General features: G+C 33.5%; 21 protein-coding genes and 1 pseudogene. 5 read left to right on the plus strand and 17 right to left on the minus strand.

The annotated features are described in order from the left end of the window. Nucleotides 1–95 precede the first annotated feature (95 nt). From NST64_RS10450 to tadA, 3 genes are all read right to left on the minus strand, one after another. Nucleotides 96–662: an NADPH-dependent FMN reductase gene (locus NST64_RS10450; RefSeq protein WP_340731172.1), complete on the minus strand. Its 567-nt coding sequence runs from the start codon at nucleotides 660–662 to the stop codon at nucleotides 96–98. 27 nt (nucleotides 663–689) lie between these two features. Continuing rightward, nucleotides 690–1,556 (minus strand): HAD family hydrolase, encoded by an 867-nt coding sequence (locus NST64_RS10455; RefSeq protein ID WP_107632483.1) that lies wholly within the window; start codon nucleotides 1,554–1,556, stop codon nucleotides 690–692. 114 nt (nucleotides 1,557–1,670) lie between these two features. Next, complete coding sequence (gene tadA / locus NST64_RS10460) at nucleotides 1,671–2,162, minus strand: tRNA adenosine(34) deaminase TadA (protein ID WP_049418267.1); 492 nt, start codon at nucleotides 2,160–2,162, stop codon at nucleotides 1,671–1,673. A gap of 63 nt (nucleotides 2,163–2,225) precedes the next feature. Between tadA and NST64_RS10465 the strand changes: the two genes are divergently transcribed. Both NST64_RS10465 and NST64_RS10470 read left to right on the plus strand, forming a co-directional pair. Next, nucleotides 2,226–2,843 carry a deoxynucleoside kinase gene (locus NST64_RS10465; protein WP_049431567.1) on the plus strand — a complete coding sequence of 206 codons (618 nt, stop codon included), beginning with the start codon at nucleotides 2,226–2,228 and terminating at the stop codon, nucleotides 2,841–2,843. Continuing rightward, a complete protein-coding gene (locus tag NST64_RS10470) occupies nucleotides 2,836–3,498 on the plus strand; it encodes a deoxynucleoside kinase (protein ID WP_002449060.1) in 663 nt (220 codons plus the stop codon). The genes NST64_RS10465 and NST64_RS10470 overlap by 8 nt, the downstream gene beginning before the upstream one ends. Before the next feature lie 141 nt (nucleotides 3,499–3,639). Here the strand turns inward: NST64_RS10470 and NST64_RS10475 are convergent, their stop codons facing one another. Then, nucleotides 3,640–4,341: an HAD family hydrolase gene (locus NST64_RS10475; RefSeq protein WP_049431564.1), complete on the minus strand. Its 702-nt coding sequence runs from the start codon at nucleotides 4,339–4,341 to the stop codon at nucleotides 3,640–3,642. 280 nt (nucleotides 4,342–4,621) lie between these two features. Beyond that, nucleotides 4,622–4,852 (minus strand): hypothetical protein, encoded by a 231-nt coding sequence (locus NST64_RS10480; RefSeq protein WP_107632482.1) that lies wholly within the window; start codon nucleotides 4,850–4,852, stop codon nucleotides 4,622–4,624. 692 nt (nucleotides 4,853–5,544) lie between these two features. Here NST64_RS10480 and NST64_RS10485 point away from each other — a divergent pair. Continuing rightward, entirely contained in the window at nucleotides 5,545–5,739 is a 195-nt protein-coding gene (locus NST64_RS10485) for a hypothetical protein (RefSeq protein WP_049431560.1), read from the plus strand. A 753-nt stretch (nucleotides 5,740–6,492) separates the two neighbouring features. Here NST64_RS10485 and NST64_RS10490 read toward each other — a convergent pair. Together NST64_RS10490 and NST64_RS10495 are read right to left on the minus strand one after the other, a co-directional pair. Further along, nucleotides 6,493–7,572: a branched-chain amino acid aminotransferase gene (locus tag NST64_RS10490; protein WP_002488398.1), complete on the minus strand. Its 1,080-nt coding sequence runs from the start codon at nucleotides 7,570–7,572 to the stop codon at nucleotides 6,493–6,495. A gap of 174 nt (nucleotides 7,573–7,746) precedes the next feature. Continuing rightward, nucleotides 7,747–8,703 (minus strand): NAD-dependent epimerase/dehydratase family protein, encoded by a 957-nt coding sequence (locus tag NST64_RS10495; protein ID WP_107632304.1) that lies wholly within the window; start codon nucleotides 8,701–8,703, stop codon nucleotides 7,747–7,749. 274 nt (nucleotides 8,704–8,977) lie between these two features. On the opposite strand from NST64_RS10495, the gene NST64_RS10500 reads away from it, so the two are divergent. Further along, the gene (locus NST64_RS10500; RefSeq protein WP_107632303.1) at nucleotides 8,978–11,863 is read left to right on the plus strand and encodes a 5'-nucleotidase C-terminal domain-containing protein; all 2,886 of its coding nucleotides are present in this window, start codon (nucleotides 8,978–8,980) and stop codon (nucleotides 11,861–11,863) included. A gap of 76 nt (nucleotides 11,864–11,939) precedes the next feature. Here NST64_RS10500 and NST64_RS10505 read toward each other — a convergent pair whose 3' ends face one another. From NST64_RS10505 to NST64_RS10520, 4 genes and pseudogenes are all read right to left on the minus strand, one after another. After that, entirely contained in the window at nucleotides 11,940–12,893 is a 954-nt protein-coding gene (locus tag NST64_RS10505; protein WP_107632302.1) for an ornithine cyclodeaminase family protein, read from the minus strand. A 312-nt stretch (nucleotides 12,894–13,205) separates the two neighbouring features. Then, nucleotides 13,206–13,625 (minus strand): NUDIX hydrolase, encoded by a 420-nt coding sequence (locus NST64_RS10510; RefSeq protein ID WP_107632301.1) that lies wholly within the window; start codon nucleotides 13,623–13,625, stop codon nucleotides 13,206–13,208. A 4-nt stretch (nucleotides 13,626–13,629) separates the two neighbouring features. Further along, a complete protein-coding gene (locus tag NST64_RS10515) occupies nucleotides 13,630–14,142 on the minus strand; it encodes a GNAT family N-acetyltransferase (RefSeq protein ID WP_107632300.1) in 513 nt (170 codons plus the stop codon). A gap of 156 nt (nucleotides 14,143–14,298) precedes the next feature. Beyond that, a pseudogene (locus NST64_RS10520) lies at nucleotides 14,299–14,439 on the minus strand (8-amino-7-oxononanoate synthase); the annotation flags it as partial. Nucleotides 14,440–14,620: 181 nt separating this feature from the next. On the opposite strand from NST64_RS10520, the gene NST64_RS10525 reads away from it, so the two are divergent. Then, the gene (locus NST64_RS10525; protein WP_340731173.1) at nucleotides 14,621–15,787 is read left to right on the plus strand and encodes a M20 family metallopeptidase; all 1,167 of its coding nucleotides are present in this window, start codon (nucleotides 14,621–14,623) and stop codon (nucleotides 15,785–15,787) included. A gap of 182 nt (nucleotides 15,788–15,969) precedes the next feature. Here the strand turns inward: NST64_RS10525 and tuf are convergent, their stop codons facing one another. The 6 genes from tuf to rpoC all read right to left on the minus strand — a co-directional run bounded on the left by tuf (nucleotide 15,970) and on the right by rpoC (nucleotide 24,611). Continuing rightward, nucleotides 15,970–17,154 (minus strand): elongation factor Tu, encoded by a 1,185-nt coding sequence (gene tuf, locus NST64_RS10530; RefSeq protein WP_002449023.1) that lies wholly within the window; start codon nucleotides 17,152–17,154, stop codon nucleotides 15,970–15,972. A 209-nt stretch (nucleotides 17,155–17,363) separates the two neighbouring features. Further along, the gene (gene fusA / locus NST64_RS10535; protein ID WP_049336725.1) at nucleotides 17,364–19,445 is read right to left on the minus strand and encodes an elongation factor G; all 2,082 of its coding nucleotides are present in this window, start codon (nucleotides 19,443–19,445) and stop codon (nucleotides 17,364–17,366) included. A 121-nt stretch (nucleotides 19,446–19,566) separates the two neighbouring features. Then, nucleotides 19,567–20,037 carry a 30S ribosomal protein S7 gene (gene rpsG / locus NST64_RS10540; RefSeq protein WP_001137495.1) on the minus strand — a complete coding sequence of 157 codons (471 nt, stop codon included), beginning with the start codon at nucleotides 20,035–20,037 and terminating at the stop codon, nucleotides 19,567–19,569. 69 nt (nucleotides 20,038–20,106) lie between these two features. Next, the gene (rpsL, locus tag NST64_RS10545; protein ID WP_002449050.1) at nucleotides 20,107–20,520 is read right to left on the minus strand and encodes a 30S ribosomal protein S12; all 414 of its coding nucleotides are present in this window, start codon (nucleotides 20,518–20,520) and stop codon (nucleotides 20,107–20,109) included. Nucleotides 20,521–20,609: 89 nt separating this feature from the next. Beyond that, nucleotides 20,610–20,870: a ribosomal L7Ae/L30e/S12e/Gadd45 family protein gene (locus NST64_RS10550; protein ID WP_002449063.1), complete on the minus strand. Its 261-nt coding sequence runs from the start codon at nucleotides 20,868–20,870 to the stop codon at nucleotides 20,610–20,612. A 147-nt stretch (nucleotides 20,871–21,017) separates the two neighbouring features. Further along, a complete protein-coding gene (gene rpoC, locus NST64_RS10555) occupies nucleotides 21,018–24,611 on the minus strand; it encodes a DNA-directed RNA polymerase subunit beta' (protein ID WP_161800511.1) in 3,594 nt (1,197 codons plus the stop codon). Nucleotides 24,612–24,708: the final 97 nt, after the last annotated feature.

Here is a 24,708-nt window from a genome sequence, read left to right on the forward strand (position 1 = left end):
TACAATCTTTCTCGTTAAATAAAAAGAGAGCGATACCTATCGCTCTTTAAACTCGTTTCTTCCTTTATAAGTGTGTTTTTTAACATTATTAAAATTTATTTTAAATGTTCGTACGGACTGTTATTGACAAATGATACAATTTGATCGACAAATAGTTTTGCGCGTAATTGGAATTCTTCGTCACTTAAATACAGTGTGCCATCTTCTAATTTTGCATAATCCGAATCGTGTGTCGCAATTTGTGTAGGTACAGCAATACCTAATAAACTACGAACAATGACACGTAAATGTGAGAGTGGTTCTGAACTTACGATACCGCCACTGTTACCAATTAAGCCCACTGGTTTCATTTTGACATATTCCATATTAATGTGATCTAACGCATTTTTTAAAATGCCTGAATATGAACCATGATAATTTGGCGTACCAAAAATTAGGAAATCCGCTTCCATTGCTTTGTCTTGGAACGCTTTTGTATTGGCTTTAATTTCCTCTGTTGAATGTGTTGTTCCTGAAAAATCAAGTTGATTTAATGGTCTTTCAGCTAAATCAAAAATATCTACGTCGACATCATGATTATCGAATTGTCCTGTTAAATATTTAGCTAGTGCATTGGTATGTGAACCTACTTGTGCACTTCCTACTACAATAAGTCCTTTCATTTCGTTCTAACACCTCTTAAATATTATTTATTTCTCTTCAGTTAAAACTTTCATAATTGCTTTACCTACACCACTATGTTCATTGGTATCTGTAACCAATTTAGCTATAGCTTTCACTTCGGGCATCGCATTGTCCATCGCAACTGGATAGCCTACGCGTTCAAGCATGGATACATCGTTTAAATTATCTCCTAACGCCATGACATCTTGTAAGTCAATATGAAGTTGATTAGCAATAGTTTCTAATGCAATTCCTTTTTGAGCATCTGAATGCGTAATTTCTAAATTACCACGTGATGATGATGAAACAGCAAGACTTGATATGGTCGATAATTCTTTTCCAATACGTTCAATTTTTTCAAGATCTGGATTAAACGCCAGTACTTTCATTATCAGTTCTCCCGGAATATCTTCAATATCCTTGTAATTATCGACAATTTTGAGTGTCCCGTTATCTATACGTTTTTGAATCCCTGCTTTAATCTTTTCAACATCACCTTGTTGGCCTGCATTTCTTGCAATATCTAAATAGATATCTAAATCACGTGTTGGATCTTCTGTATAAATCCCTCTATTCGTATACACTTGGTAGTACACGTCTTCTCGATCAAGAATCGCTTTAATTCGTTCTACTAATTCATGATTTAAATGAGAGGTATTCATAATATTGAATGATTCATCACGTACTTCTGCACCATTTAAACAAATATAAGGCACTTTTAAATCTGTTTCAGCCATGGGCGTGCTTGCTTCATAAAACGCACGACCCGTTGCAATGACTACTGTAATCCCTTTTGATTGAGCATATTTAATCGCATTAATATTTTCTTCTGAAATTTCATGTGCTGCATTTAACAGTGTCCCATCCATATCTGTTGCAATCAGTTTAATCATGCCGTTACCTCATTTCATTAGCTAAACTTACAGCTATTATATTTTAGAACATACATATTCAGTGAACACAATTACAAAATTTAAATTTGTTTTACCGTTCCTATTTTAACAAATTTACCATCTTTTGTACGATGATGTGTTTCTTTTAACTTTTTTAGCTCTTAAATCACGGAAAAATTGTCTCAATAAATTGCTACACTCTTCTTCTAACACACCCTGTTCAACAATTGCACGATGATTAAATTGTGGTTGTTGTAGTAAATCCATTAAACTACCACTGCATCCTCCTTTAGGATCCATCGCGCCATATACAACCCGTGGTATACGACTCATTACAACCGTTCCAGCACACATGACACAGGGTTCTAATGTGACATATAATGTACAATCTTCTAAACGCCAACTTCCTATGACTTTAGCTGCCCGTTCTATTGCTAAGTGTTCAGCATGAGCAGTAGGCTGTTGCAGGGTTTCTCTTAAATTATGAGCACGTGAAATAATGTCGTTATCTTTAACGATCACTGCTCCGATAGGAACTTCACCAAGTTGTCGAGCTTTTTTCGCTTCTTCAATTGCACATTTCATGTAAAATTCATCATTTGTCATATGTGTCATCCCTTACTTATGATAAAATACTCAATGTCTATTTTAACATTTGGAGATGTAATTATGAATAAACCATTTATTGCAATAGAAGGTCCGATTGGCGTTGGCAAATCGTCTCTTACTCATAAAATTAGCCAAACCTTTAATTATTATGAAGAAAATGAAATCATTAATGAAAACCCCTTTCTCTCTGATTTTTATGATGATATTTCAAAATGGAGTTTTCAAACTGAAATGTTCTTCCTTTGTAATCGTTATAAACAAGCACAAGATATTGCAAAAATTAATCAAGGTGTGGTAAGTGATTACCATATTTATAAAAATAAAATATTTGCGCGCAATACACTTAACGAATCAGAATTTGATAAATTCAATCGTATTTTCAATATTTTAACTGAAGATCTTGAATTACCTAATATGATTATCTTTTTAGATGCTGATTTAGATGTACTGAAACGTCGCATTGCTAAACGTAATCGTAGTTTTGAACATCAAATTGAAGATAGCTACTTACTTAATTTAAAAAAGGATTATTTATCATTTTATGAAACATTAAAAAATGAAGGTGCTAATGTGATTTTAATCGACACTTCTGATTTAGATTTTGTGCAAAATGAATCAGATTATCAATTGATTTTAAACCAAATTAAACCCATGATAGGAGATATAACATATGAATAATTACGGTATCCCTCAAAATGCAATTATTACAATTGCTGGAACGGTAGGCGTAGGAAAATCTACATTAACCCAAGCGCTTGCTGATAAACTCAATTTCAGAACTTCATTTGAAAATGTAGACCATAACCCCTACTTAGATAAATTCTATAATGATTTTGAACGTTGGAGTTTCCACCTGCAAATTTATTTTTTAGCTGAACGTTTTAAAGAACAAAAACGCATGTTTGAATACGGAGGAGGCTTTATACAAGATCGTTCTATTTATGAAGATGTTGATATTTTCGCAAAAATGCATGAAGAACAAGGAACAATGAGTAAAGAAGATTTTAAAACTTACTCGGAATTATTTGAAGCAATGGTTATGACGCCCTATTTCCCTAAACCAGACGTTTTAATTTATTTAGATTGTGATTATGATGAAGTAATCGACCGTATTCATCAACGTGGCCGCGATATGGAAATGAATACTGATCCGGTATATTGGAAAAAGTTATTTAAACGCTATGAAAATTGGATTAACAATTTTAATGCTTGTCCAGTCGTAAGAGTGAATATTAATGAATATGATATTCATGAAAACCCTGACTCTTTAGATCCAATTATCGACAAAATTGCACATATTATTCAAACATATCGAAATGTAGATCATCGATAAAAAAAGAGACAGACTTTACTGTCTCATCTAGGCAAGAAGGATTGAATTAAACATGGGTATAAATACATGTTTAATTTAGTCCTTGGCTGCCAACATGTTATAAATATAGAAATAACCATTGATACTTTAATCTCTTTTTGTTTAATTATTTTGTGTATATTTTTTTAATACTTCTGGTACACTCACAGCTGTTTCAATTACGTAATCAGCATCCACAAGTTCCTCTTTTTTTGCGATACCACTTAATACACCAATGGCTAGACCTAATTTTGCATTCACTTTAGTCTTCATATCATTATTTGTGTCACCTACAATGGCTACATCTTCCGGTTTAACATCGTAATGATCAAAAAGTGGCTTAAGTACTTCAGGATTGGGTTTTTCAGCCGCATGCGCTTCAGTAGAAATGACTAAATCAAACGCATCTTTAGAATGTGTTTCTTCTAAAAATTGTGTCACTCCTTTTTCAGAGTCACTAGTCACAATACCAATTTTATAGCCTTCATATCGTAATGATTGAATCATATCATAAACGCCATCTATCCAGTTATTTTCTGGTTCACGACTATCTACTAATGCTTGACTTGTATCACGCGTCCATTGAGAAACATCTTTACCTGATTCGTCATTAAACGCATGAACAATTTCATCTAACGAGCCTGAACCCATAACAGAATCTGGACTAATCGTATCTTTAACAACGCCTAGTTTGCGAAGCGTTGCTTCTTTATTCGCTACAGGAAACGTGTCTAGGAAACTATTTACCAGGCGTACGCCAATTTTTTCCCAACTATGATCAAATTCAATTAATGTACCATCTTTATCAAATAATATCCATTCCATATATATACACTCCTTATTTCGTATTTCATTGTAATATACATTGTTCTTTTAAGTATAGTAAAAGAACTGCTTAGCATACGTTTATAAAAAAAGCCATACCTCTCTAGGTATGACTCAACTAAGAATATATAAAACTAGTTTTGAATAACTTTGGCATTACCATGCCTCAACGGGAATGAGACTATGTGTAAGGGAATAGTCTCTAAGAATAGCATACATCACTTCATTTTTATTGTCTACAACAAGTTGATAAGTATCAACATTCTATTTCATTATATATTTATAACCTTACAGGTGCGATATTAAAAAATTCTACTTTTCCACAGTTTTTGCATTCTGTAATAAATGTTTTAATATTTGATGTTTCAGTATCGTCAGAAACTGGAGAAAATACAAATTTATCTTCATGATATTTAATTTTAGGTGCTATACAACATGTATCATGATGTTTTTTCTTATGAAAATCAGACATTGTTTCAATTTCCTTGTTTGAATATTTAACTTCAGTCATTGTCATCACCTCTTATTTAATGTGTTTCAACTTTATCATAAACGATTAAAAAATTGTGCACAATTCCTTAATTGTTTACTTTTAATACCTAAATGTTAATTCGCTATAATTTAAATTATATATTAAGAAACACGCTTCTTATTTAGTAACTATATCTAAATAAAAAGCGTGCTTTACTAGTATTTAATGAAAATATATATTCAATTCGATTAGGGGGAACAATTAATTAATTTCTCGGTTCACCATTTACAAGAATACCACTTACTAAATCATATACTTTTTTAATGAAACTAAAGATATCTAACATGGTTTTCATCTCCTTAAATATGTTTACAATTAATAGTTTAGTACATATTTTAATTTATAGGGGATTTCTGCCTAAATTGATATGATTCATGCTAAAGTGTCTTGATTTCCCTATTATTTCATATTAAATGTTGCCTAGAAGTCCAAATTATTCATCAAGTTCCTAAAAAATGAAAGAGATGTATTGAAAAATAATAAAAAATTTGCCTTATTGCTTTTATATCTATAAGTGGTTTAATTAATAGATAATACAGTGATTACAATCTTCACTTAAAAAATGAATGAACTGATTCATCAAATTCCATAACATATCTTTGTGATATGCTATTGAGTAATTTTAACAATGATATTCATCATATCATTACTAAAAATGAAAGGATATATTCATGTTAATCATTATTTTTATTTTATTCGGAATCGGAATTGGATTATTTATATTAAGTTTCTTCTTAGCACAAAATGAAGGACTCGCTTATAAAACAATTAGCAGAGGGTTTTCTGCACTATTTGTATCACTTGGTATATTAGCATTAATGGGATATCTCATTAATTTTATTTCTTCACATTATTTAAATATCTAATTCCTTATATTTTCTATTCTCAACAAAGTGGAAAGACATCATTTAAAGTTGTCTTTCCACTTTTTCAATTTACTTTATTTTATTATTGGTCTCTTGATGATACTTGAATTAAATATATATCGTATTAATTACTCTAAGATTATCCAAATCACTGATAAAAATTGGAGCCAGATAATCAAACAGATCAAAATCATAATTAGCATTACTTTCATTGAAACTTAGTCTTACTAGTCGTGTACTAGCGAGGCTTTTTTCACATACAAAAAGGGGCTTTATGCCCCTAAAGATCTATATCATTTAAATGAATTTCATATGCTGAGATTACCTAAGTAATAATGGTATTAGGTATATGGTATTTGTAATAGAAGAAAAACACTAAGTCAAGGGTTGTCATTTAGGTAATCTCATTACTTATTATTACATAATAAAATTTAATTATCTATACTATTGAAATAAAAAAATAATATTTTTTACATTTAAATCTAATTAATTATTAAAATGATAAAAAATTGTTTATCTTTATTTGTAAAGGGTATAATTTAATTAGCAGAATATTTCGTTATAATATTTTGCTCTTTATTTATTTTACATCACCACTCTTACTTAGTTCGACATAAGCTATGTTAAGAGTGGTTTCTTTATACAAAAAGGAAGCCAACTCACTTTTTGATATACCCCCAAAAGTTGTTCTAAAATAAAAAACAACAAGCTAGAAATCACGTAGTTATAACGTTTCTAGCTTGTTTTTACAAGTTATTTATATTCCGGCACAATGACTCTCCAGCCATGTTTATCTTCTAATTTACCACTTTGGATACCAGTGTATGTGTCATATAATTTTTTAGTGATTTCTCCAGGTTCGTTATTATTAATCACAATTTCTCTATCTTCATATTTTAACGTACCTACTGGAGAGATGACTGCTGCCGTACCAGAACCAAATACTTCTGTTAATTCACCTTTATCGTAAGCTTCAAATAATTCATCAATAGATACTTTACGTTCTTCGACTTCATAGCCTAATTCTTTTGCTAATTCGATAATTGATTTACGTGTAATACCAGGTAAAATACTACCATTTAATGCAGGTGTTACTAATTTGCCATTTTCAACGAAGAAAATGTTCATACTACCTACTTCTTCAACATATTTTTGTTCAACGCCATCCAACCATAATACTTGATCATATCCTAAGTTATTCGCATTGGTTTGTGCTAATAAACTTGCTGCATAGTTACCTGCTACTTTAGCAAATCCTACCCCCCCACGAACTGCACGTACATATTCATCTTCAACATAAATTTTTGTTGATTTTAATGTATCACCGCCGTAGTAAGCGCCTGATGGAGATAAGATAATTAATAATTTGTATTTTTTAGAAGCACGAACACCTAAGATGCCTTCTGTAGCGAATACGAATGGACGAATATATAAAGATTGACCCTCGCCTTCTGGCACCCAATCACGTTCGATATCAACAAGTTGTTTCAAACCTTCTAATAATAATTCTTCATCTACTTTAGGCATCTCTAAACGCGCTAATGAATCATTGATACGTTTGAAGTTTTGATCTGGACGGAATAATACGACCTCACCATTATGTTTATATGCTTTTAAACCTTCAAATACAGCTTGACCATAGTGTAAACTTTGTGCTGCTGGAGAAATTTCAAACGGTGCATAAGGAACAATTTTTAATTCTTGCCAACCGCCTTTTTCTTCATCATAATCTACACTTAACATATAGTCAGTGAAATATTGCCCAAACCCAAGATTTCCTTCTGGTTTTTCTTTAAGTGTGTCACGTTGTTCAAATTTAACTTTTTCTGACATGTTGAAGCCTCCTAATATATTTCATGAATAAGATTTAATATAAATTATAGCAATCTCATATAGTCTATTCAATAAATTTTCTAAAAATTCAAATAAAATAAAAAATGAAACCCTTTTCTTTTTTATACTCTTTAAAAGAGAGTCAAATTCCAAACCACCTTTTTAATTATGAACTTATGTCTTTTCTTCATTTTCTTTAATCGTTCGTATCATTGTTTCTGTCATTTTAGCCAAATGATACTTTGGATTAAAGCCCCATTCTTTTCGAGAATAACTGGTATCAATATTATCTGGCCACGTATCTGCAATCGCTTGTCTTACTGGATCGACATTATAATCTAATGTAAATTCAGGAATATGTTTTTGAATTTCTTTCTTAATCATCTCAGGTTCAAAACTCATTGCGCTTAAATTATAACCATTGCGTATTACAAGTGTCTTACTATCCGCTTCCATAAGTTGAATAATCGCATCAATGGCATCGTCCATATACATCATATCCATATACGTATGTTTAGCGATATAACTCGTGTAGTGACCATGTCTAACCGCTTCGAAATATATTTCTACTGCGTAATCTGTAGTACCTCCGCCTGGCTCTTTGGTATGTGAAATGAGCCCTGGAAATCTTACACTACGTGTGTCGACACCAAACTTTTTAAAGTAATATTGGCATAATAATTCACCTGTAACTTTATTTATCCCGTACATTGTTGTCGGTTGTTGAATCGTATTTTGAGGTGTGTTTTTCTTAGGTGTAGACGCACCAAATGCCCCAATTGAACTTGGCATAAAGAAATGTAAGTCATACATTCTTGCAGTTTCTAAAGCATTCATTAACCCACCCATATTTAAATCCCAAGCCTGCAAAGGATTTTTTTCAGCTGTTGCAGAAAGTAACGCAGCCATATGCATAAGTGTATCTGCTCTAAAGTCTTCTACTACAGCCATCATTGCGTCACGATCTGTTACATCAAGTAATTCAAATGGACCATCATTAATCAATGAATGTGGTTCTAGCTCTTTAATATCAGTGGCTAATACATTATTTTTCCCATATAATTTTCTACATTTTAGTACCAATTCAGTTCCTATTTGTCCTAGTGCTCCTGTAATTACAATTCTCTTCATTATTATTTCTCCCTTTATCTTATCTATCCTAGTAGCGACTTTTTAGAACTCCCCATATTCTTAGATCCACTATATTATAAAACTATTTACATATATCATTAGATTGTACGTTAAAGTAATAATTTTATGCTTCTAATAAATTACTTATTTGATTTAATTTACGTTTTGTTTGTTAATTATTTTTAAAATTATCTTAAATTATTTTTTTCCTTCTTATATTTCAGCGCCTATATGCTACTATAAACTTGTAAATTATTTTTAAAAGGAGGCTAACATGAAGAAATATTTTGTATCACTCTTATTGATTTTCTTTATTGCTTTTGGATTATTATCTTTAACATCATATGCAGCAGAAGTTCCCGATACCGCTTCAACTTTACAAAATGATGCGATATCTTCCCAATCTAAAGCAATGACATCTTCACCACAAGAGAAAACATCTCAAAATCATCAAACTACTTTTTCAGAAAAAACAACTTTTGAAAAAGCGACTACGGAAAATGTCTCAACTATTAAAACCTCTCAAGATAATGTATCAACACAAAATAAGACTCAAATAGTTGAGCAACATATTTCTTCACCACAGACGAACTCAACATCATCGACAACTGTAACATCTCAAACGTCATCTGAAGTACCTACTCAAGAAAAAGCATCACAAACAACTCAAACATCATCGGCACAACTTCAAACTTCAAAAGAAAATATTACTGCACCAAAAGCAATGTCTCAAAAGACATCATCAACCTCTTCTGTTCAAACATCTCGCCCATCAACTAATGTATCAACCCAAAAGGCTACACTAACACAAACATCAAAATCTCAAGATACGACAACATTAAATCATAAGAACATTACAACTCAAACTACTTCAAATACTAAAGCAACTACACCATCATCTACAACACACGCTATTTTACATACAAATGATATTCATGGTCGCTTTGTAGAAGAAGACGGAAGAGTGATTGGCATGGCTAAAGTAAAAGGTCTTAAAGATCAAATTCAACCTGATTTAGTATTAGATGCGGGAGACGCTTTCCAAGGACTGCCTGTTTCAAATAAATCAAAAGGTGAAGAAATGGCAAAAGCGATGAATAGTGTAGGTTACGATGCTATGACAATCGGTAACCATGAATTTGATTTTGGTTATGATCAGTTAATGAAATTGCAACAACAGCTTAATTTCCCAATGTTATCATCTAATATTTATAAAGATGGCCACCTTATATTTAAACCATCTACAATCATAACTAAAAATAATATACGTTATGGGGTTGTAGGTGTGACAACACCTGAAACTAAAACAAAAACCTCTCCAACAGCAGTTAATGATATTGAATTTAAAGATCCACTTCCCAGTGTGACACAAGCAATGAATGATATTAAAGATAATGTAGACGTTTTTGTTATTTTATCTCACTTAGGTGTCGATAAATCTACAAGAAATATATGGCGTAGTGATTATTTAATTGATCAATTAACACAATCAAAACTATTTTCACACCCCATTTTCGTCGTAGATGGACATTCACATACCGTAATCGAACATGGTAGAGACTACGGCGCAAATAATGTACTTACTCAAACAGGTACAGCACTTGCAAATGTTGGACGTATTGATTTCGATGTACATAATGGAACTATTAATAATGTAAATGCCTCACTGATTAATGTGGCAGATACTAAAGAAGTTCCAACTGACTCTCAAATTGAAGCTCAAACACGTCAAGCAAATAACGAATTTTTAAAAGAAACCTCAACTGTGATTATTCCAAATAATCCAGTGACGTTAAATGGCGAACGTGAACACGTACGTACACAAGAAACTAATTTAGGGAACCTTATTACAGATGCTATGGAGGCTTATGCTGAAAAGAATTTCTCACATCGACCTGACTTTGCAGTCACAAATGGTGGTGGTATTAGAGCTTCTATTCAAACAGGCCAAGTAACTGAAAATGATGTTATAACAGTATTACCTTTTGGAAATTTAATTTCTCAAATTGAAGTTAAAGGTTCTGACGTTAAACAAGCATTTGAACATAGTTTAAGTTCTACTACCGATATTCAAGATGGGAAAAAAGTTTTAGCCCCAAGTGGTGGCTTTTTACAAGTATCAAATTCAATTCGCGTATACTTTAATCTTGATAAAGAATCTGGCCAACGTGTCAGTGCCATTAAAATCTTAAACAAATCAACTGGTAAGTATGAAAATTTAGATTCTAATCGTACATATTATGTAACGACAAATGATTTTACAGCTCATCAAGGTGATGGTTATGATATGTTCGGTGGAAAACGTGAGGAAGGAATCTCTTTAGATGCTGTTGTTTCACAATATATAAAAGAAGCTGATCTAAGTAGTTATGATACAGTGGATGCTGTACGAATCATCAATGGTCAACCTGAAATCGATGAACAAACTGATGATGCGACTACTACAAAACCGCATGATCAAACGACATCATCTCAATCAAATACACACCTAGAAGGAGCACAACCAAAACATCCAGGTAAAGTCTCTCAACCTAATAAAAAAGATAATGATCACAAAGTAGTTGCCATTCATGAAAGTCCTCATCCTTGTATCAACCATCATAAATCAATAGCACCAAAACATCATTCAAATGATATGGCAAATACAAACCATAAACATCTTACTTCAACGCATACTCAACAATGTCATACTCATGCTATAGCAATTGATAAACACAAAAATTATACTGGTACGCATGCACACATCAATCACTATGATGTTGCTCATCACCCTATCAAAACAATGCTATCTTTAGAAAATAAGTTAACTCAAGAATCACAATATCATAACATTGCACATTTGATTGGACCTTATCAATATCAATCTAATCAAGAACTTACATCATCTAAAGCATGTCATACGAATAAAGGATCAAGAGCGTATACATTACCTCTAAAGCATGGTACGGATTCAAATACTCATCATGATTCTATACACGTAGTGACAATAAATGACTCAGAAGCAACATCAGAATTAACTGGATATTATACAAATAAGCATCATGTACAACTTCCAAGCACAGGTAAAAAAGAGGCTAATTTAGAGCACGGTATTGCGATTTTATTAGTAACAACAGGTGCTGGATTGATATATCTTCGTCAACGTAAAAAATCAGCATAATATTTAAATAAAAATACCGTATCAGCCATGTCTACGTTATCACTGATACGGTATCTATGTTTTATACAGTATAGGGTTAATTAGTTTGTTGAGCTTTTTTATAAAAGTATTGTGCCACCACTATATCTACAATAGCTAAACCTACTGATTTAAATACTGTCACTTCTTCTTCATCATCACGTCCAGATATTTTTCCACTTACAATATCTCCTAGTTCACCATGTAGTGATCGCTCAGTAAGGATGCCTTCTTCTAATGGTACTTTTAAATCACCTGTTTCTTCCAATGCTGTTTCTGTAGATTCAACAACTATTTTATTAGCAATCAACATCGTTTCTGAAGGTAGTTCTTGCATTTCAGGTTTAAATGAACCTACTGCATTTAAATGAACACCGGGATGTAATGAATGAGAATACACCGGTTTATTTGAATTTGTAGCTGTCACAACAATATCTGCGTTTTCCATGGCTTGATCTGCTTCATCGAAGACTTTTGTTGACACGTGATACGTTTGTTTCACAAATTCAGCCAATGTTTCAGCTTTAGCTCTTGTACGACTCGAGATATGAAGCATTTCAATATCTCTCACTGCTAATATTGCTGCAATGAGCCCCTCAGCTTGATCTCCAGCGCCAATCACACACAATGTTTTTGCATTTTCACGCGCTAAATATTTTGTAGCTACACCAGAAATGGCGCCTGTACGAATCTTAGTTAAATAACTACCATCAAGTACAGCAAGGGTTTCTCCTGTATCATAATCGCTCAGCAAGACTGATCCAGTAATTGTTTTTTTATCTAGTTTAGGATTATTAGGTGCGAAAGTGACTGTTTTAATACCGACAATATTTAATTCATCTGATAAAGCTGGCATCACTAAATATCTATTTTCTTTATTAAAAGGTAACACATAACGTAATGGCGTTTCAGTTTTTCCTTCTGAAAACACCTGTAACGCATGACCGACTTCTTCAATCACTTCTTTCATATCTAATAAGTTTTGTTGATCTTGTTCATTTAAAACGATCATTTCATAAACCTCCACTATTTGGATATTGTTAAATGATAGATTAGAAGTAACAATCATTCAATTTAATCATTATATATTCTAATCCACTGAATATTAATATTTTTTATAGATTTTATTAACTTATTATTGTGATGATATAAAATTGATGATGTCTTTATATTATAAATAAAAGGTACAGTTTATATAATAAAGTGCCTTGCGATTTCATAACAATATGAAACTATTCATAAACTTTTGACACCCATCACTTTTCTTATGAGAAAAGTGATTTTTTTATATCTTCCTATAAATGATTACTATAATAGCTGTATTTCAATCTATAACACCTTCATTATAATAGGTAGCTTTATTATCTAAAAATACTTTTAAACTGTGATTATAGTATATAAGTTTTTGGTCTGCTTCTTCGATGGTCATCCATTTTATTTCTGAAATTTCATCTTTCATTTGTATATCTATGACTTCATTTTTAATTGTAGCTTTAAACATAATAAATAATGTGTGTACATTCATTTGAGTTGATTTACCTTCATTAATACTTACGATATCTCCAATCTTAGCATTAAGACCTGTTTCTTCCATTACTTCACGTTTCAAAGCTTCAATTAGCGTTTCTTCCTTTTCTACCTTTCCTCCTGGTAATGACCACCCCCCGCCATCTGTATTATTAACAAGTAATACTTTTCTTTCTTGATTTTGTATGAGCGCATATACGACTTTTAAATCTTTCACAGTTTCACCTTCCATCATTTGGAATTTCAAATCGACTTACTGGCTGGCCGTTTTTTTTAATGTACGAATTAATTTCATATCCTCCATGTTTTTTTATTACTTTTTGTGAAGCATAATTATAAGGATGACATGTCATCAATACTTTATGTATCCCCATTTTATTTAGTCTATTTAGTGCTTCTTCTAACATGCTTGAAGCATAACCATTTCCTCTGTATGGTTTGGCGACGCCATAGCCTACATGTCCTCCAATGTTTTTTAATTTATCATTAAGTTCATGACGAATATTTACTGCACCAACAATATCATCATTTTTAAAATAAAATAATGTTGTAGAAGGAACGGTATTCATATTTACGGGTGGATGATGCAATTGTTCGACCATTTGTTGAAAAGATTGATAATGTGCGACATCGACATTAGATGGAACAATTTTCTCATTGTTGTCATACCAATATTGTAAATATCGAATTAAACTTTCTTTATCTTTATACTCTAGTTTTCTTAATTCAAGCATGTATACACCTCTTTTTTTACAATTAGTGTACCACTAAAAATGAAAAACAATCCATTTATACATTTAAACTAATAGATGACTCAAATTAATTAAATGTTTATTTAATACTATTTAACCTTTTCCAACTTTTTAATACTTTAAGTGCTTGATCTAACATTTTTTAGTGCGTGCGACATAATCACCTACGACATCGATAGCTTTAGATAATGTACCGATTTGGAAATCAATTTTGTCTTGTAAGTTTAAATGTTTTACTATTCCTGCACCTTTATCTATCACAAAACCATGTGTCTCATCATTTTCTTTTATTATTGATTCATCATCATTTATTATCATCATAATCATTTTATATTATAAGATAATTCATTCATTTAATACCTGATAGTGTATCTTTTATTAAAATTATAATGAGTGACTACTGAGTTTAAGTAGAATTTGTTATACTAAAGTTCATAATAATTAGGAAGAAGTGGTCAATGTGTTTGATTGGTTTCAATTAGCCAGTGAAAAAGAAAATAGAATGATTCAAATGCGTCGCTATATGCATCAATATCCAGAGCCTTCATTTGAAGAAACGTGGACACATAACTACATTCTCAATCAGTTAAGTCATTTAGACTGTGAGATTGTGTCACCTGTAGGACGAAATGGTATCAAAGCAACTTTTAAAGGAAAAGAAAATGGTCCAACTATTGCATTTCGTGCAGACTTCGATGCATTACCAGTCCAAGAATTAAACGACGTTCCATATAAATCTAAAAACGATGGTTTTATGCATGCATGTGGACACGATGGTCATACTGCTATTTTATTAGGTGTTGCTGAAATTGTTCACGAACATCGTCACTTATTAAAAGGAAATGTTGTATTTATTTTTCAATATGGTGAAGAGATTATGCCAGGTGGCTCTCAAGAAATGATTGATGATGGCTGTTTAAACGATGTTGATAAAATTTATGGTACTCATCTTTGGAGTGGTTATCCTACTGGTACAATTTATTCAAGACCAGGTGCAATCATGGCTTCTCCAGATGAATTCTCGATTACCATTAAAGGTAAAGGAGGTCATGGGGCTAAACCTCATGAAACAATTGATCCAATTGTAATTATGGCTGAGTTTATACTAAGTGCTCAAAAAATCATTTCTCGTACCATTGATCCTGTAAAAGAAGCAGTATTAACCTTTGGTATGGTACAAGCAGGTTCTTCTGATAGTGTTATTGCAGATTCAGCATTTTGTAAAGGGACCGTACGTACCTTTGATACAAAACTACAAGCGCATGTTCAAGAGAAAATGGATAAGTTATTACAAGGTCTTGCATTAGCGAATGATATCACTTATGACATGGAGTATATTAGAGGGTATTTACCAGTTCATAATCATGAAGCAGCTTATGAAACAGTTAAACAAGCGGCAAATGAGTTACATTTACGTTTTAATAAATCAGAACTGATGATGATTGGTGAAGACTTTTCACACTATCTAAAAGTCCGACCTGGTGCATTTTTCTTAACTGGATGTGGCAATGCTGATAAAGGTATTACAGCCCCACATCACAATCCTCATTTTGATATTGATGAAGCAGCATTTAAATATGCTGCAAGTGAATTTCTTAAAATCTTAGAACTTGAAAGCGTTTTTTAATTCATTGTTAAATATGTATCGTAAATCTTAGAAAATAAACGATTGAACCAGCTCATAGATAGTATTTATCTATGAGCTGATTTATTAATATTTCTTACTAAATGAAAGCAAAGTGAACTTACGTCTTATTTTCAAATAAAAAAAGACCCCCACTAAGGGAGTCTTCCATATCAAATAATAAATTATTCGAAGATTTCAGTTACAACGCCTGATCCTACAGTACGTCCACCTTCACGGATTGAGAAACGAGTACCGTCTTCAATCGCGATAGGAGCGATTAATTCTACTGTCATTTCAACGTTGTCACCAGGCATTACCATTTCAGTACCTTCTGGTAAGTTAACAACACCAGTTACGTCAGTAGTACGGAAATAGAATTGTGGACGATAGTTAGAGAAGAATGGAGTATGACGTCCACCTTCATCTTTTGATAAAACGTATACGTCTGCTTTGAATTTTGTGTGAGGTGTAATTGAACCTGGAGCAGCTAATACTTGACCACGTTGTACATCTTCACGAGCAACACCACGTAATAAAGCACCGATGTTGTCACCAGCTTCAGCGTAGTCTAATAATTTACGGAACATTTCTACACCAGTAACAGTTGTTTTAGAAGTTTCTTTGATACCAATAATTTCAACTTCTTCACCAACTTTGATTTGACCACGTTCAACACGGCCTGTAGCAACAGTACCACGACCAGTGATTGAGAATACGTCCTCAACTGGCATCATGAATGGTTTATCAGAGTCACGTTCTGGAGTTGGAATATAATCATCAACTGCTTGCATTAATTCTAAGATTTTTTCTTCGTATTGAGCATCGCCTTCTAAAGCTTTTAAAGCTGAACCAGCGATTACAGGTACGTCGTCACCTGGGAAGTCGTATTCAGATAATAAGTCACGTACTTCCATTTCAACTAATTCTAATAATTCTTCATCGTCAACCATGTCAACTTTGTTTAAGAATACTACTAATGCTGGTACACCAACGTTACGTGATAAAAGAATGTGTTCACGAGTTTGTGGCATTGGACCATCAGCAGCAGATACTACTAAGATAGCGCCGTCCATTTGAGCAGCACCAGTGATCATGTTTTTAACATAGTCAGCGTGTCCTGGGCAGTCAACGTGAGCATAGTGACGTTTGTCAGTTTGATATTCGATGTGTGCAGTATTGATTGTAATACCACGTTCTTTTTCTTCTGGAGCGTTGTCAATCATGTCATATGATTGTGCTACAGTGTCACCATTTTTAGCTAATACAGTTGCGATAGCAGCTGTTAAAGTAGTTTTACCATGGTCAACGTGACCGATAGTACCAATATTGGCATGTTCTTTTGAGCGATCAAATTTTTCTTTTGCCATTATTAAATCTCTCCTATTCTAGTTAAGTTATTTCAATATTATCTCTCATGATAGTTACTCACTATCATGAGACATAATGATTGTTCTAAAAAGAATTCATAGTTCTTTTATAATGCATTTTGGATAAAAAATCAATTCATAAAGATGAATGCTTAATTAATAAGCTCAAGCTGTATTTTACCTAGATTTACTAGTTAAAACAAGTTATATTATTCACCTTTATTTTTTTTGATGATTTCTTCAGCAATTGATTTTGGAACTTCTGCATAATGGTCAAAGTACATAGTGTAAGTACCGCGACCTTGAGTGTTAGAACGTAATGAAGTTGCATAACCAAACATTTCTGAAAGTGGTACATAAGCGTTAACAACTTGTGCATTACCACGTGGTTCCATACCATCAACACGTCCACGACGAGCTGTTACGTCACCCATGATATCGCCCATGTATTCTTCAGGCATTTCAATTGTAACTTTCATCATTGGTTCTAAGATAACTGGATCACATTTTTTAGCAGCTTCTTTAAGTGCTAATGATGCAGCAATTTTGAAGGCCATTTCTGATGAATCGACATCATGGTATGAACCATCAAATAATTTAGCTTTAACATCAATTAATGGATAACCAGCTAATACACCGTTTTCCATAGCATCTTTAAGACCAGCTTCAACTGATGGAATGTATTCACGAGGAACTACACCACCAACGATAGCGTTTTCGAATTCGAACCCTGCGCCAGTTTCATTTGGAGTGAATTCAATATGAACATCACCATATTGCCCACGACCACCTGATTGACGAGAGAATTTACCTTGAACTTGAGCAGATTGTTTAAATGTTTCACGATATGAAACCATTGGTGCACCTACGTTACATTCAACGTTGAATTCTTTTTTCATACGGTCTACTAAGATATCTAAGTGTAACTCACCCATACCGCCGATAATAACTTGTCCAGTTTCTTCGTCAGTATGTGCATGGAAAGTAGGGTCTTCTTCTTGTAATTTAACTAAAGCTTGAGTCATTTTATCTTGGTCAGCTTTAGACTTAGGTTCTACTGATAAGTGAATAACTGGTTCTGGGAATTCCATTGATTCCAAGATAATGTCATTTTTCTCACCACATAAAGTGTCACCAGTACCTGTTTCTTTAAGACCTACAGCTGCAGCGATATCTCCTGAGTAAACAGTATCAATTTCTTGACGAGAGTTCGCATGCATTTGTAATAAACGACCTACACGTTCACGTTTGTTTTTTGTTGAGTTTTTAACGTATGAACCAGATGTTAACGTACCTGAATATACACGGAAGAAAGTTAACTTACCAACATAAGGGTCAGTCATAACTTTGAAAGCTAATGCTGCGAATTCGCCATTATCGTCAGCTTTTGCAATGACTTCTTCATCAGGATTTTCAGCACGATGACCTACGATAGGTTTAACATCTAATGGTGATGGTAAGTAATCAATTACTGCATTAAGCATTAATTGAACACCTTTGTTTTTGAATGCTGTACCACAAAGTACTGGGTAGAATTCTACGTCAGTAGTGGCTTGACGGATAGCATTTTTTAATTCAGCTACTGAAATTTCTTCGTCACCAAGATATTTTTCCATTAATTCGTCGCTAGTTTCTGCAACTGCTTCGATTAAATTAGAACGAGCTTCTTCTGCTCTTTCTTTGTGATCTTCAGGAATTTCAATTTCATCAATTTCTGTACCTAAGTCATTTGTATATTTGAAACATTTCATTTCAACTAAGTCGATGATTGCTTCAAATTCATCTTCGGCACCAATTGGTAATTGGATAGGTGCTGCATTTGCTTGTAAGCGATCATGTAATGTGCTTACTGAATACTCAAAGTTTGCACCAAGTTTATCCATTTTGTTAACGAATACAATACGAGGAACACCATAAGTAGTAGCTTGACGCCAAACAGTTTCAGTTTGAGGTTCTACACCTGATTGAGCATCAAGTACAGTAACCGCACCATCAAGTACACGTAATGAACGTTCAACTTCTACAGTGAAGTCTACGTGCCCTGGTGTATCGATAATGTTAACGCGGTGGTCTTTCCAAGAAGCTGTTGTTGCAGCTGATGTGATTGTAATACCACGATCTTGTTCTTGTTCCATCCAGTCCATTTGTGAAGCACCTTCATGTGTTTCACCAATTTTGTGGATACGACCTGTATAATAAAGAATACGTTCAGTCGTTGTAGTTTTACCAGCATCGATGTGAGCCATGATACCGATATTACGAGTGTTTTTCAAAGAAAAGTCTCTAGCCATTGTTTTTCTCCTTCCAGTTATTACTGAATAAGTACTATAGAATATGGCGATGCCCTAAGCATGAACCATTTTACTTGGTAAACCAATATGACGGAACACACTCAGGGTTAAAGCTTTAATCTTACCAACGATAGTGAGCGAATGCTTTGTTCGCTTCAGCCATTTTGTGAGTGTCCTCACGTTTTTTGACTGCACCACCTGTATTATTAGCAGCATCTAAGATTTCGTTAGCTAAACGATCTTCCATAGTTTTTTCACCACGAAGACGAGCGTAGTTTACTAACCAACGTAATCCTAAAGTCGTACGACGTTCTGGGCGCACCTCAACAGGTACTTGGTAGTTTGAACCACCTACACGACGCGCTTTTACTTCTAATACTGGCATAATGTTGTTAATAGCTTCTTCGAATACTTCTAAAGCATCACGACCACTGCGTTGTTCTACAAGGTCAAATGCAGAATAAAGAATTCTTTGTGCTGTTCCGCGTTTACCGTCTAACATAATTTTGTTAATTAATTTTGTAACTAACTTAGAGTTATGAATTGGATCTGGTAATACGTCTCTTTTAGGTACTGATCCTTTACGAGGCATTATAAAGTCCTCCCTTCCTATTATAATATATTCTTAAAAATTGATAGTAAAATTTACACAATCTTAAACTTAATTTTTAGGTTTTTTAGTTCCGTATAATGAACGTCCTTGTCTACGTCCATCTACACCTGAAGTATCAAGCGCACCACGTACAATATGGTAACGCACACCAGGTAAGTCTTTTACACGTCCACCACGTACAAGTACAACACTGTGTTCTTGTAAGTTATGGCCGATACCAGGAATGTATGCGTTGATTTCAATGTTATTTGATAAACGCACACGAGCGTATTTACGTAACGCTGAGTTAGGTTTTTTAGGTGTCATTGTACCTACACGAGTACAAACACCACGTTTTTGAGGTGAGTTTAAGTGAGTAAATTGTTTCTTTTTACTATTGAAACCTCTGTTTAACGCTGGTGAATCTGATTTTTTAGATTTACTTTGTCTAGGTTTACGTACTAATTGATTAATAGTTGGCATTGAATGTCCTCCTCTCTTCATTTTTTAATTCCACACATCCAGGTGGTTCATTTTTAGGTTAAATAAAATTTAGTAAGTGTAAAAACTTACTAATTCTCATTCAATAACGCAACAATTGTCGCATTAACATTAATACCTACTGCTTTTCCTAAAGCCGATTTGCTTTCGAAATAAGTAATCGGTATACTTTTATGATTGATTTGGCTAAATACTTGAGCTAATAAATATATCTCAACATCTTTAGCAATAATCAATGATGTAACTTGATCTTTTTTCAACGCTTTTAACGTTTGTTTAAGACCAACTACAAAATGTTGTTTGTTAAAGCGTGCAACTTTTTCATTAGACATTAAATATCCTCCAAAGTTCTGCTTGCATCAACCTTTACAATAATAACACTTTATATAATAATTAGTCAACATTTTTTATCATTTTCTGTAAATATTAAAAGAAAAGAACTTGGAACAAATTAAAGTTCCAAGTTACTTTCACATTAATTACTCAGTCACTTCTGCTTCGTCAGTTTCAGCAACTGGAGTACCCACTTTATCGTATTTAACGTCACTATAACGTCTCATACCTGTACCAGCTGGGATAAGTTTACCAATAATAACATTCTCTTTAAGTCCAAGTAAGTCATCGCGTTTACCTTTAATAGCAGCATCAGTAAGTACACGAGTAGTTTCTTGGAAAGAAGCCGCAGATAAGAAGCTTTCTGTTTCAAGAGATGCTTTAGTAATACCAAGTAATACTGGTTTTGCAGTAGCTGGGCGTTTACGTTCTTTAAACGCTTCTCTATTAGCATCAGTAAAGTTATGAATATCTACTAATGAACCTGGTAGAAGTTTAGTATCACCAGCTTCAATAATTCTTACTTTACGTAACATTTGTCTAACCATTACTTCAACGTGTTTATCGTCAATTTCTACACCTTGCATACGATAAACTTTTTGCACTTCTTTAAGTAAGTAGCTTTCAGTCGCGTTTAAACCAGCAACAGCTAAGAAGTTCTTAGGTTCAATAGAACCTTCAGTTAATACTTCTCCACGTTCTACTGATTGGCCAATTTCTACTTTAATTCTTGAAGTACCTGAAGCAAGATAAGATCTTGTTTCATTAGCGCCTTTAATCACAATTTCTTGTTGGCGATCTTTTGCTAATTTAATATCTTCAACGACACCTTCGATTTCAGTAATTACCGCTTGACCTTTAGGGTTACGTGCTTCAAAGATCTCTTGGATACGAGGAAGACCTTGAGTGATATCGCTTCCTGCTACCCCACCTGTATGGAAAGTACGCATTGTAAGTTGAGTACCAGGCTCACCAATTGATTGAGCGGCAATAGTACCAACTGCTTCACCTACTTCAACTTTTTCACCTGTAGCAAGGTTTTTACCGTAACATTTTTCACATACACCATGACGAGTATTACATGTAAATGCTGAACGGATATACATTTTTTCAATACCTGCATCTGTAATTTTCTTAGCAATTTCAGGTGTGATTAATTCATCAGGACGAATAATGATTTCATTCGTTTCAGGATGACGAATTGTTTCTTTAGAATAACGTCCTTCAATACGTTCGACAAATGGTTCAATCATTTCTGTACCTTCTTTAATATCAGAAACTAATAAACCACGGTCCGTACCACAATCTTCTTCACGAACGATAACATCTTGTGCAACGTCAACAAGACGACGAGTAAGATAACCTGAATCAGCTGTTTTAAGTGCTGTATCGGCAAGACCTTTACGCGCACCATGCGTTGAGATGAAGTATTCTAATACTGTTAAACCTTCACGGAATGATGAAGTAATTGGTAACTCAATAATTTTACCTGATGGCGCAGCCATTAACCCACGCATACCGGCTAATTGTGTGAAGTTAGATGCGTTACCACGGGCACCTGAGTCACTCATCATAAAGATTGGGTTTGTTTTTTCAAGTGATTGCATTAATTCGCCTTGAATTTGATCTTTAGCATCTGTCCAAATTTCAACAACTGCGTTGTAACGTTCATCTTCAGTGATTAAACCACGATTAAATTGTTTAGATACACGTTCTACTAATTTTTCATGTTCATCTAAAATTTGTTGTTTATCTGGAAGTACTACGATATCAGATACACCAACTGTGATACCAGCTTTAGATGAGAATTTGAATCCTAAATCTTTCATACGGTCAAGCATCATTGATGTATCTGTGATGCTAAATCTGTTAAATACTTCAGCAATAATATTACCTAAGAATTTTTTGTTGAAAGGTGCAGTAAGTTCTTGCTCTTCGAAGTAAGCTTTAAGACCACCTTCACCTAATTGTGTTGGATCAACAAAATATTTATCAGGTGTTTTATCTTCTAAGTTTTCTTGAGTAGGTTCATTAATATATGCAAATGAATCTGGAATGATTTCATTAAAGATCACTTTACCTACAGAAGTAGCTAAAATTTTATTATTTTGTTCTTCTGTAAATGTAGGATTATTAAGTGAACGTGCATGTAAACCTATACGAGTGTGTAGATGCACATAACCATTTGCATATGCTTTAAGTACTTCATTTGTATCATTAAAGATTATACCAGTATTTACAGCATCTTTACGTTCTAAAGTTAAGTAATAGTTACCTAATACCATATCTTGTGATGGTGTAACAACTGGTTTACCATCTTTAGGGTTCAAGATATTTTGTGCTGCTAACATTAACATACGTGCTTCAGCTTGTGCTTCTTTAGATAATGGTACGTGTACCGCCATTTGGTCACCATCAAAGTCAGCGTTATAAGCTGTTGTTACAAGTGGATGTAAACGGATTGCACGTCCTTCTACTAAAGTAGGCTCGAAAGCTTGAATACCTAATCTGTGAAGCGTTGGGGCACGGTTAAGTAATACTGGGTGTTCTTTAATGACATCTTCTAATACATCCCATACTTCATCATCCATGCGTTCAATTTTACTTTTCGCATTTTTAATGTTTGTTGCAATTTCACGTTGCACTAATTCTTTCATTACGAAAGGTTTAAATAATTCAAGTGCCATTTCTTTTGGAAGACCACATTGATACATTTTTAAGTTTGGTCCTACCGCGATAACTGAACGGCCTGAGTAGTCAACACGTTTACCAAGTAAGTTTTGACGGAAACGACCTTGTTTACCTTTTAACATATGTGATAAAGATTTCAATGGTCTATTACCTGGACCAGTTACTGGACGACCACGACGACCATTATCGATTAATGCATCTACTGCTTCTTGTAACATACGTTTTTCGTTTTGCACGATGATACCAGGAGCACCAAGATCTAATAAACGTTTCAAACGATTATTACGGTTGATAACACGACGATATAAATCATTTAAGTCACTTGTTGCAAAACGTCCACCATCTAATTGAACCATAGGACGAATTTCTGGTGGAATAATTGGTAGTACATCTAAAATCATCCATGAAGGATTATTTCCAGAATTTCTAAATGATTCCACAACTTCTAAACGTTTAATTGCACGTGTTAATCTTTGTCCAGTTGCTGATTCTAATTCATCACGTAATGCTTTTAATTCTTCATCTAAGTCAATTTCTTCTAATAGGTCTTTAATACCTTCTGCACCCATTTTTGCTACAAATTGACCTGGGTATTTATCATAATATTCTCTGAATTCAGCTTCAGATAATAATGATTTTTTCTCTAATCCAGTTGGACCTGGATCTACAACCACATAAGAAGCAAAATAAATAACTTCTTCTAATGATCTTGGAGACATATCTAATAAAAGACCCATGCGACTTGGAATACCTTTAAAGTACCAAATGTGAGAAACAGGTGCTGCTAATTCAATATGCCCCATTCTTTCACGACGAACTTTAGATTTTGTGACTTCTACACCACAACGGTCACAAACCATGCCTTTGTAGCGTACACGTTTGTACTTACCACAACTACACTCCCAGTCTTTTGTAGGTCCAAAAATTCTTTCACAGAAAAGACCATCTTTCTCAGGTTTCAAAGTACGATAGTTTATTGTTTCTGGTTTTTTCACTTCACCATATGACCAAGAACGGATTTTTTCAGGTGAGGCTAAACCGATTTTCATATAATGGAAATTATTTACATCAATCAAGGAGCCTACCTCCTTCAATTTAGATTAGCTGTGCTATTTGATTGATTTACATTTACTGAAACTGACATCA

The sequence above is a fragment of the Staphylococcus sp. FSL W8-1268 genome, assembly GCF_038003965.1.
Classification (GTDB): Bacteria; Bacillota; Bacilli; order Staphylococcales; family Staphylococcaceae; genus Staphylococcus; species Staphylococcus hominis.

Bases quoted from the DNA above. Each gene is read 5' to 3' on its own strand.
- rpsL (WP_002449050.1), bottom strand. From the start codon at position 20,520: ATGCCAACTATTAATCAATTAGTACGTAAACCTAGACAAAGTAAATCT.
- NST64_RS10550 (WP_002449063.1), bottom strand. From the start codon at position 20,870: ATGTCTAATGAAAAAGTTGCACGCTTTAACAAACAACATTTTGTAGTT.
- NST64_RS10480 (WP_107632482.1), bottom strand. From the start codon at position 4,852: ATGACTGAAGTTAAATATTCAAACAAGGAAATTGAAACAATGTCTGAT.
- NST64_RS10500 (WP_107632303.1), top strand. From the start codon at position 8,978: ATGAAGAAATATTTTGTATCACTCTTATTGATTTTCTTTATTGCTTTT.
- NST64_RS10470 (WP_002449060.1), top strand. From the start codon at position 2,836: ATGAATAATTACGGTATCCCTCAAAATGCAATTATTACAATTGCTGGA.
- NST64_RS10475 (WP_049431564.1), bottom strand. From the start codon at position 4,341: ATGGAATGGATATTATTTGATAAAGATGGTACATTAATTGAATTTGAT.
- NST64_RS10455 (WP_107632483.1), bottom strand. From the start codon at position 1,556: ATGATTAAACTGATTGCAACAGATATGGATGGGACACTGTTAAATGCA.
- NST64_RS10465 (WP_049431567.1), top strand. From the start codon at position 2,226: ATGAATAAACCATTTATTGCAATAGAAGGTCCGATTGGCGTTGGCAAA.
- NST64_RS10495 (WP_107632304.1), bottom strand. From the start codon at position 8,703: ATGAAGAGAATTGTAATTACAGGAGCACTAGGACAAATAGGAACTGAA.
- rpoC (WP_161800511.1), bottom strand. From the start codon at position 24,611: ATGAAAATCGGTTTAGCCTCACCTGAAAAAATCCGTTCTTGGTCATAT.
- rpsG (WP_001137495.1), bottom strand. From the start codon at position 20,037: ATGCCTCGTAAAGGATCAGTACCTAAAAGAGACGTATTACCAGATCCA.
- tuf (WP_002449023.1), bottom strand. From the start codon at position 17,154: ATGGCAAAAGAAAAATTTGATCGCTCAAAAGAACATGCCAATATTGGT.
- NST64_RS10490 (WP_002488398.1), bottom strand. From the start codon at position 7,572: ATGTCAGAAAAAGTTAAATTTGAACAACGTGACACACTTAAAGAAAAA.
- NST64_RS10505 (WP_107632302.1), bottom strand. From the start codon at position 12,893: ATGATCGTTTTAAATGAACAAGATCAACAAAACTTATTAGATATGAAA.
- NST64_RS10450 (WP_340731172.1), bottom strand. From the start codon at position 662: ATGAAAGGACTTATTGTAGTAGGAAGTGCACAAGTAGGTTCACATACC.
- fusA (WP_049336725.1), bottom strand. From the start codon at position 19,445: ATGGCTAGAGACTTTTCTTTGAAAAACACTCGTAATATCGGTATCATG.
- tadA (WP_049418267.1), bottom strand. From the start codon at position 2,162: ATGACAAATGATGAATTTTACATGAAATGTGCAATTGAAGAAGCGAAA.
- NST64_RS10485 (WP_049431560.1), top strand. From the start codon at position 5,545: ATGTTAATCATTATTTTTATTTTATTCGGAATCGGAATTGGATTATTT.
- NST64_RS10515 (WP_107632300.1), bottom strand. From the start codon at position 14,142: ATGCTTGAATTAAGAAAACTAGAGTATAAAGATAAAGAAAGTTTAATT.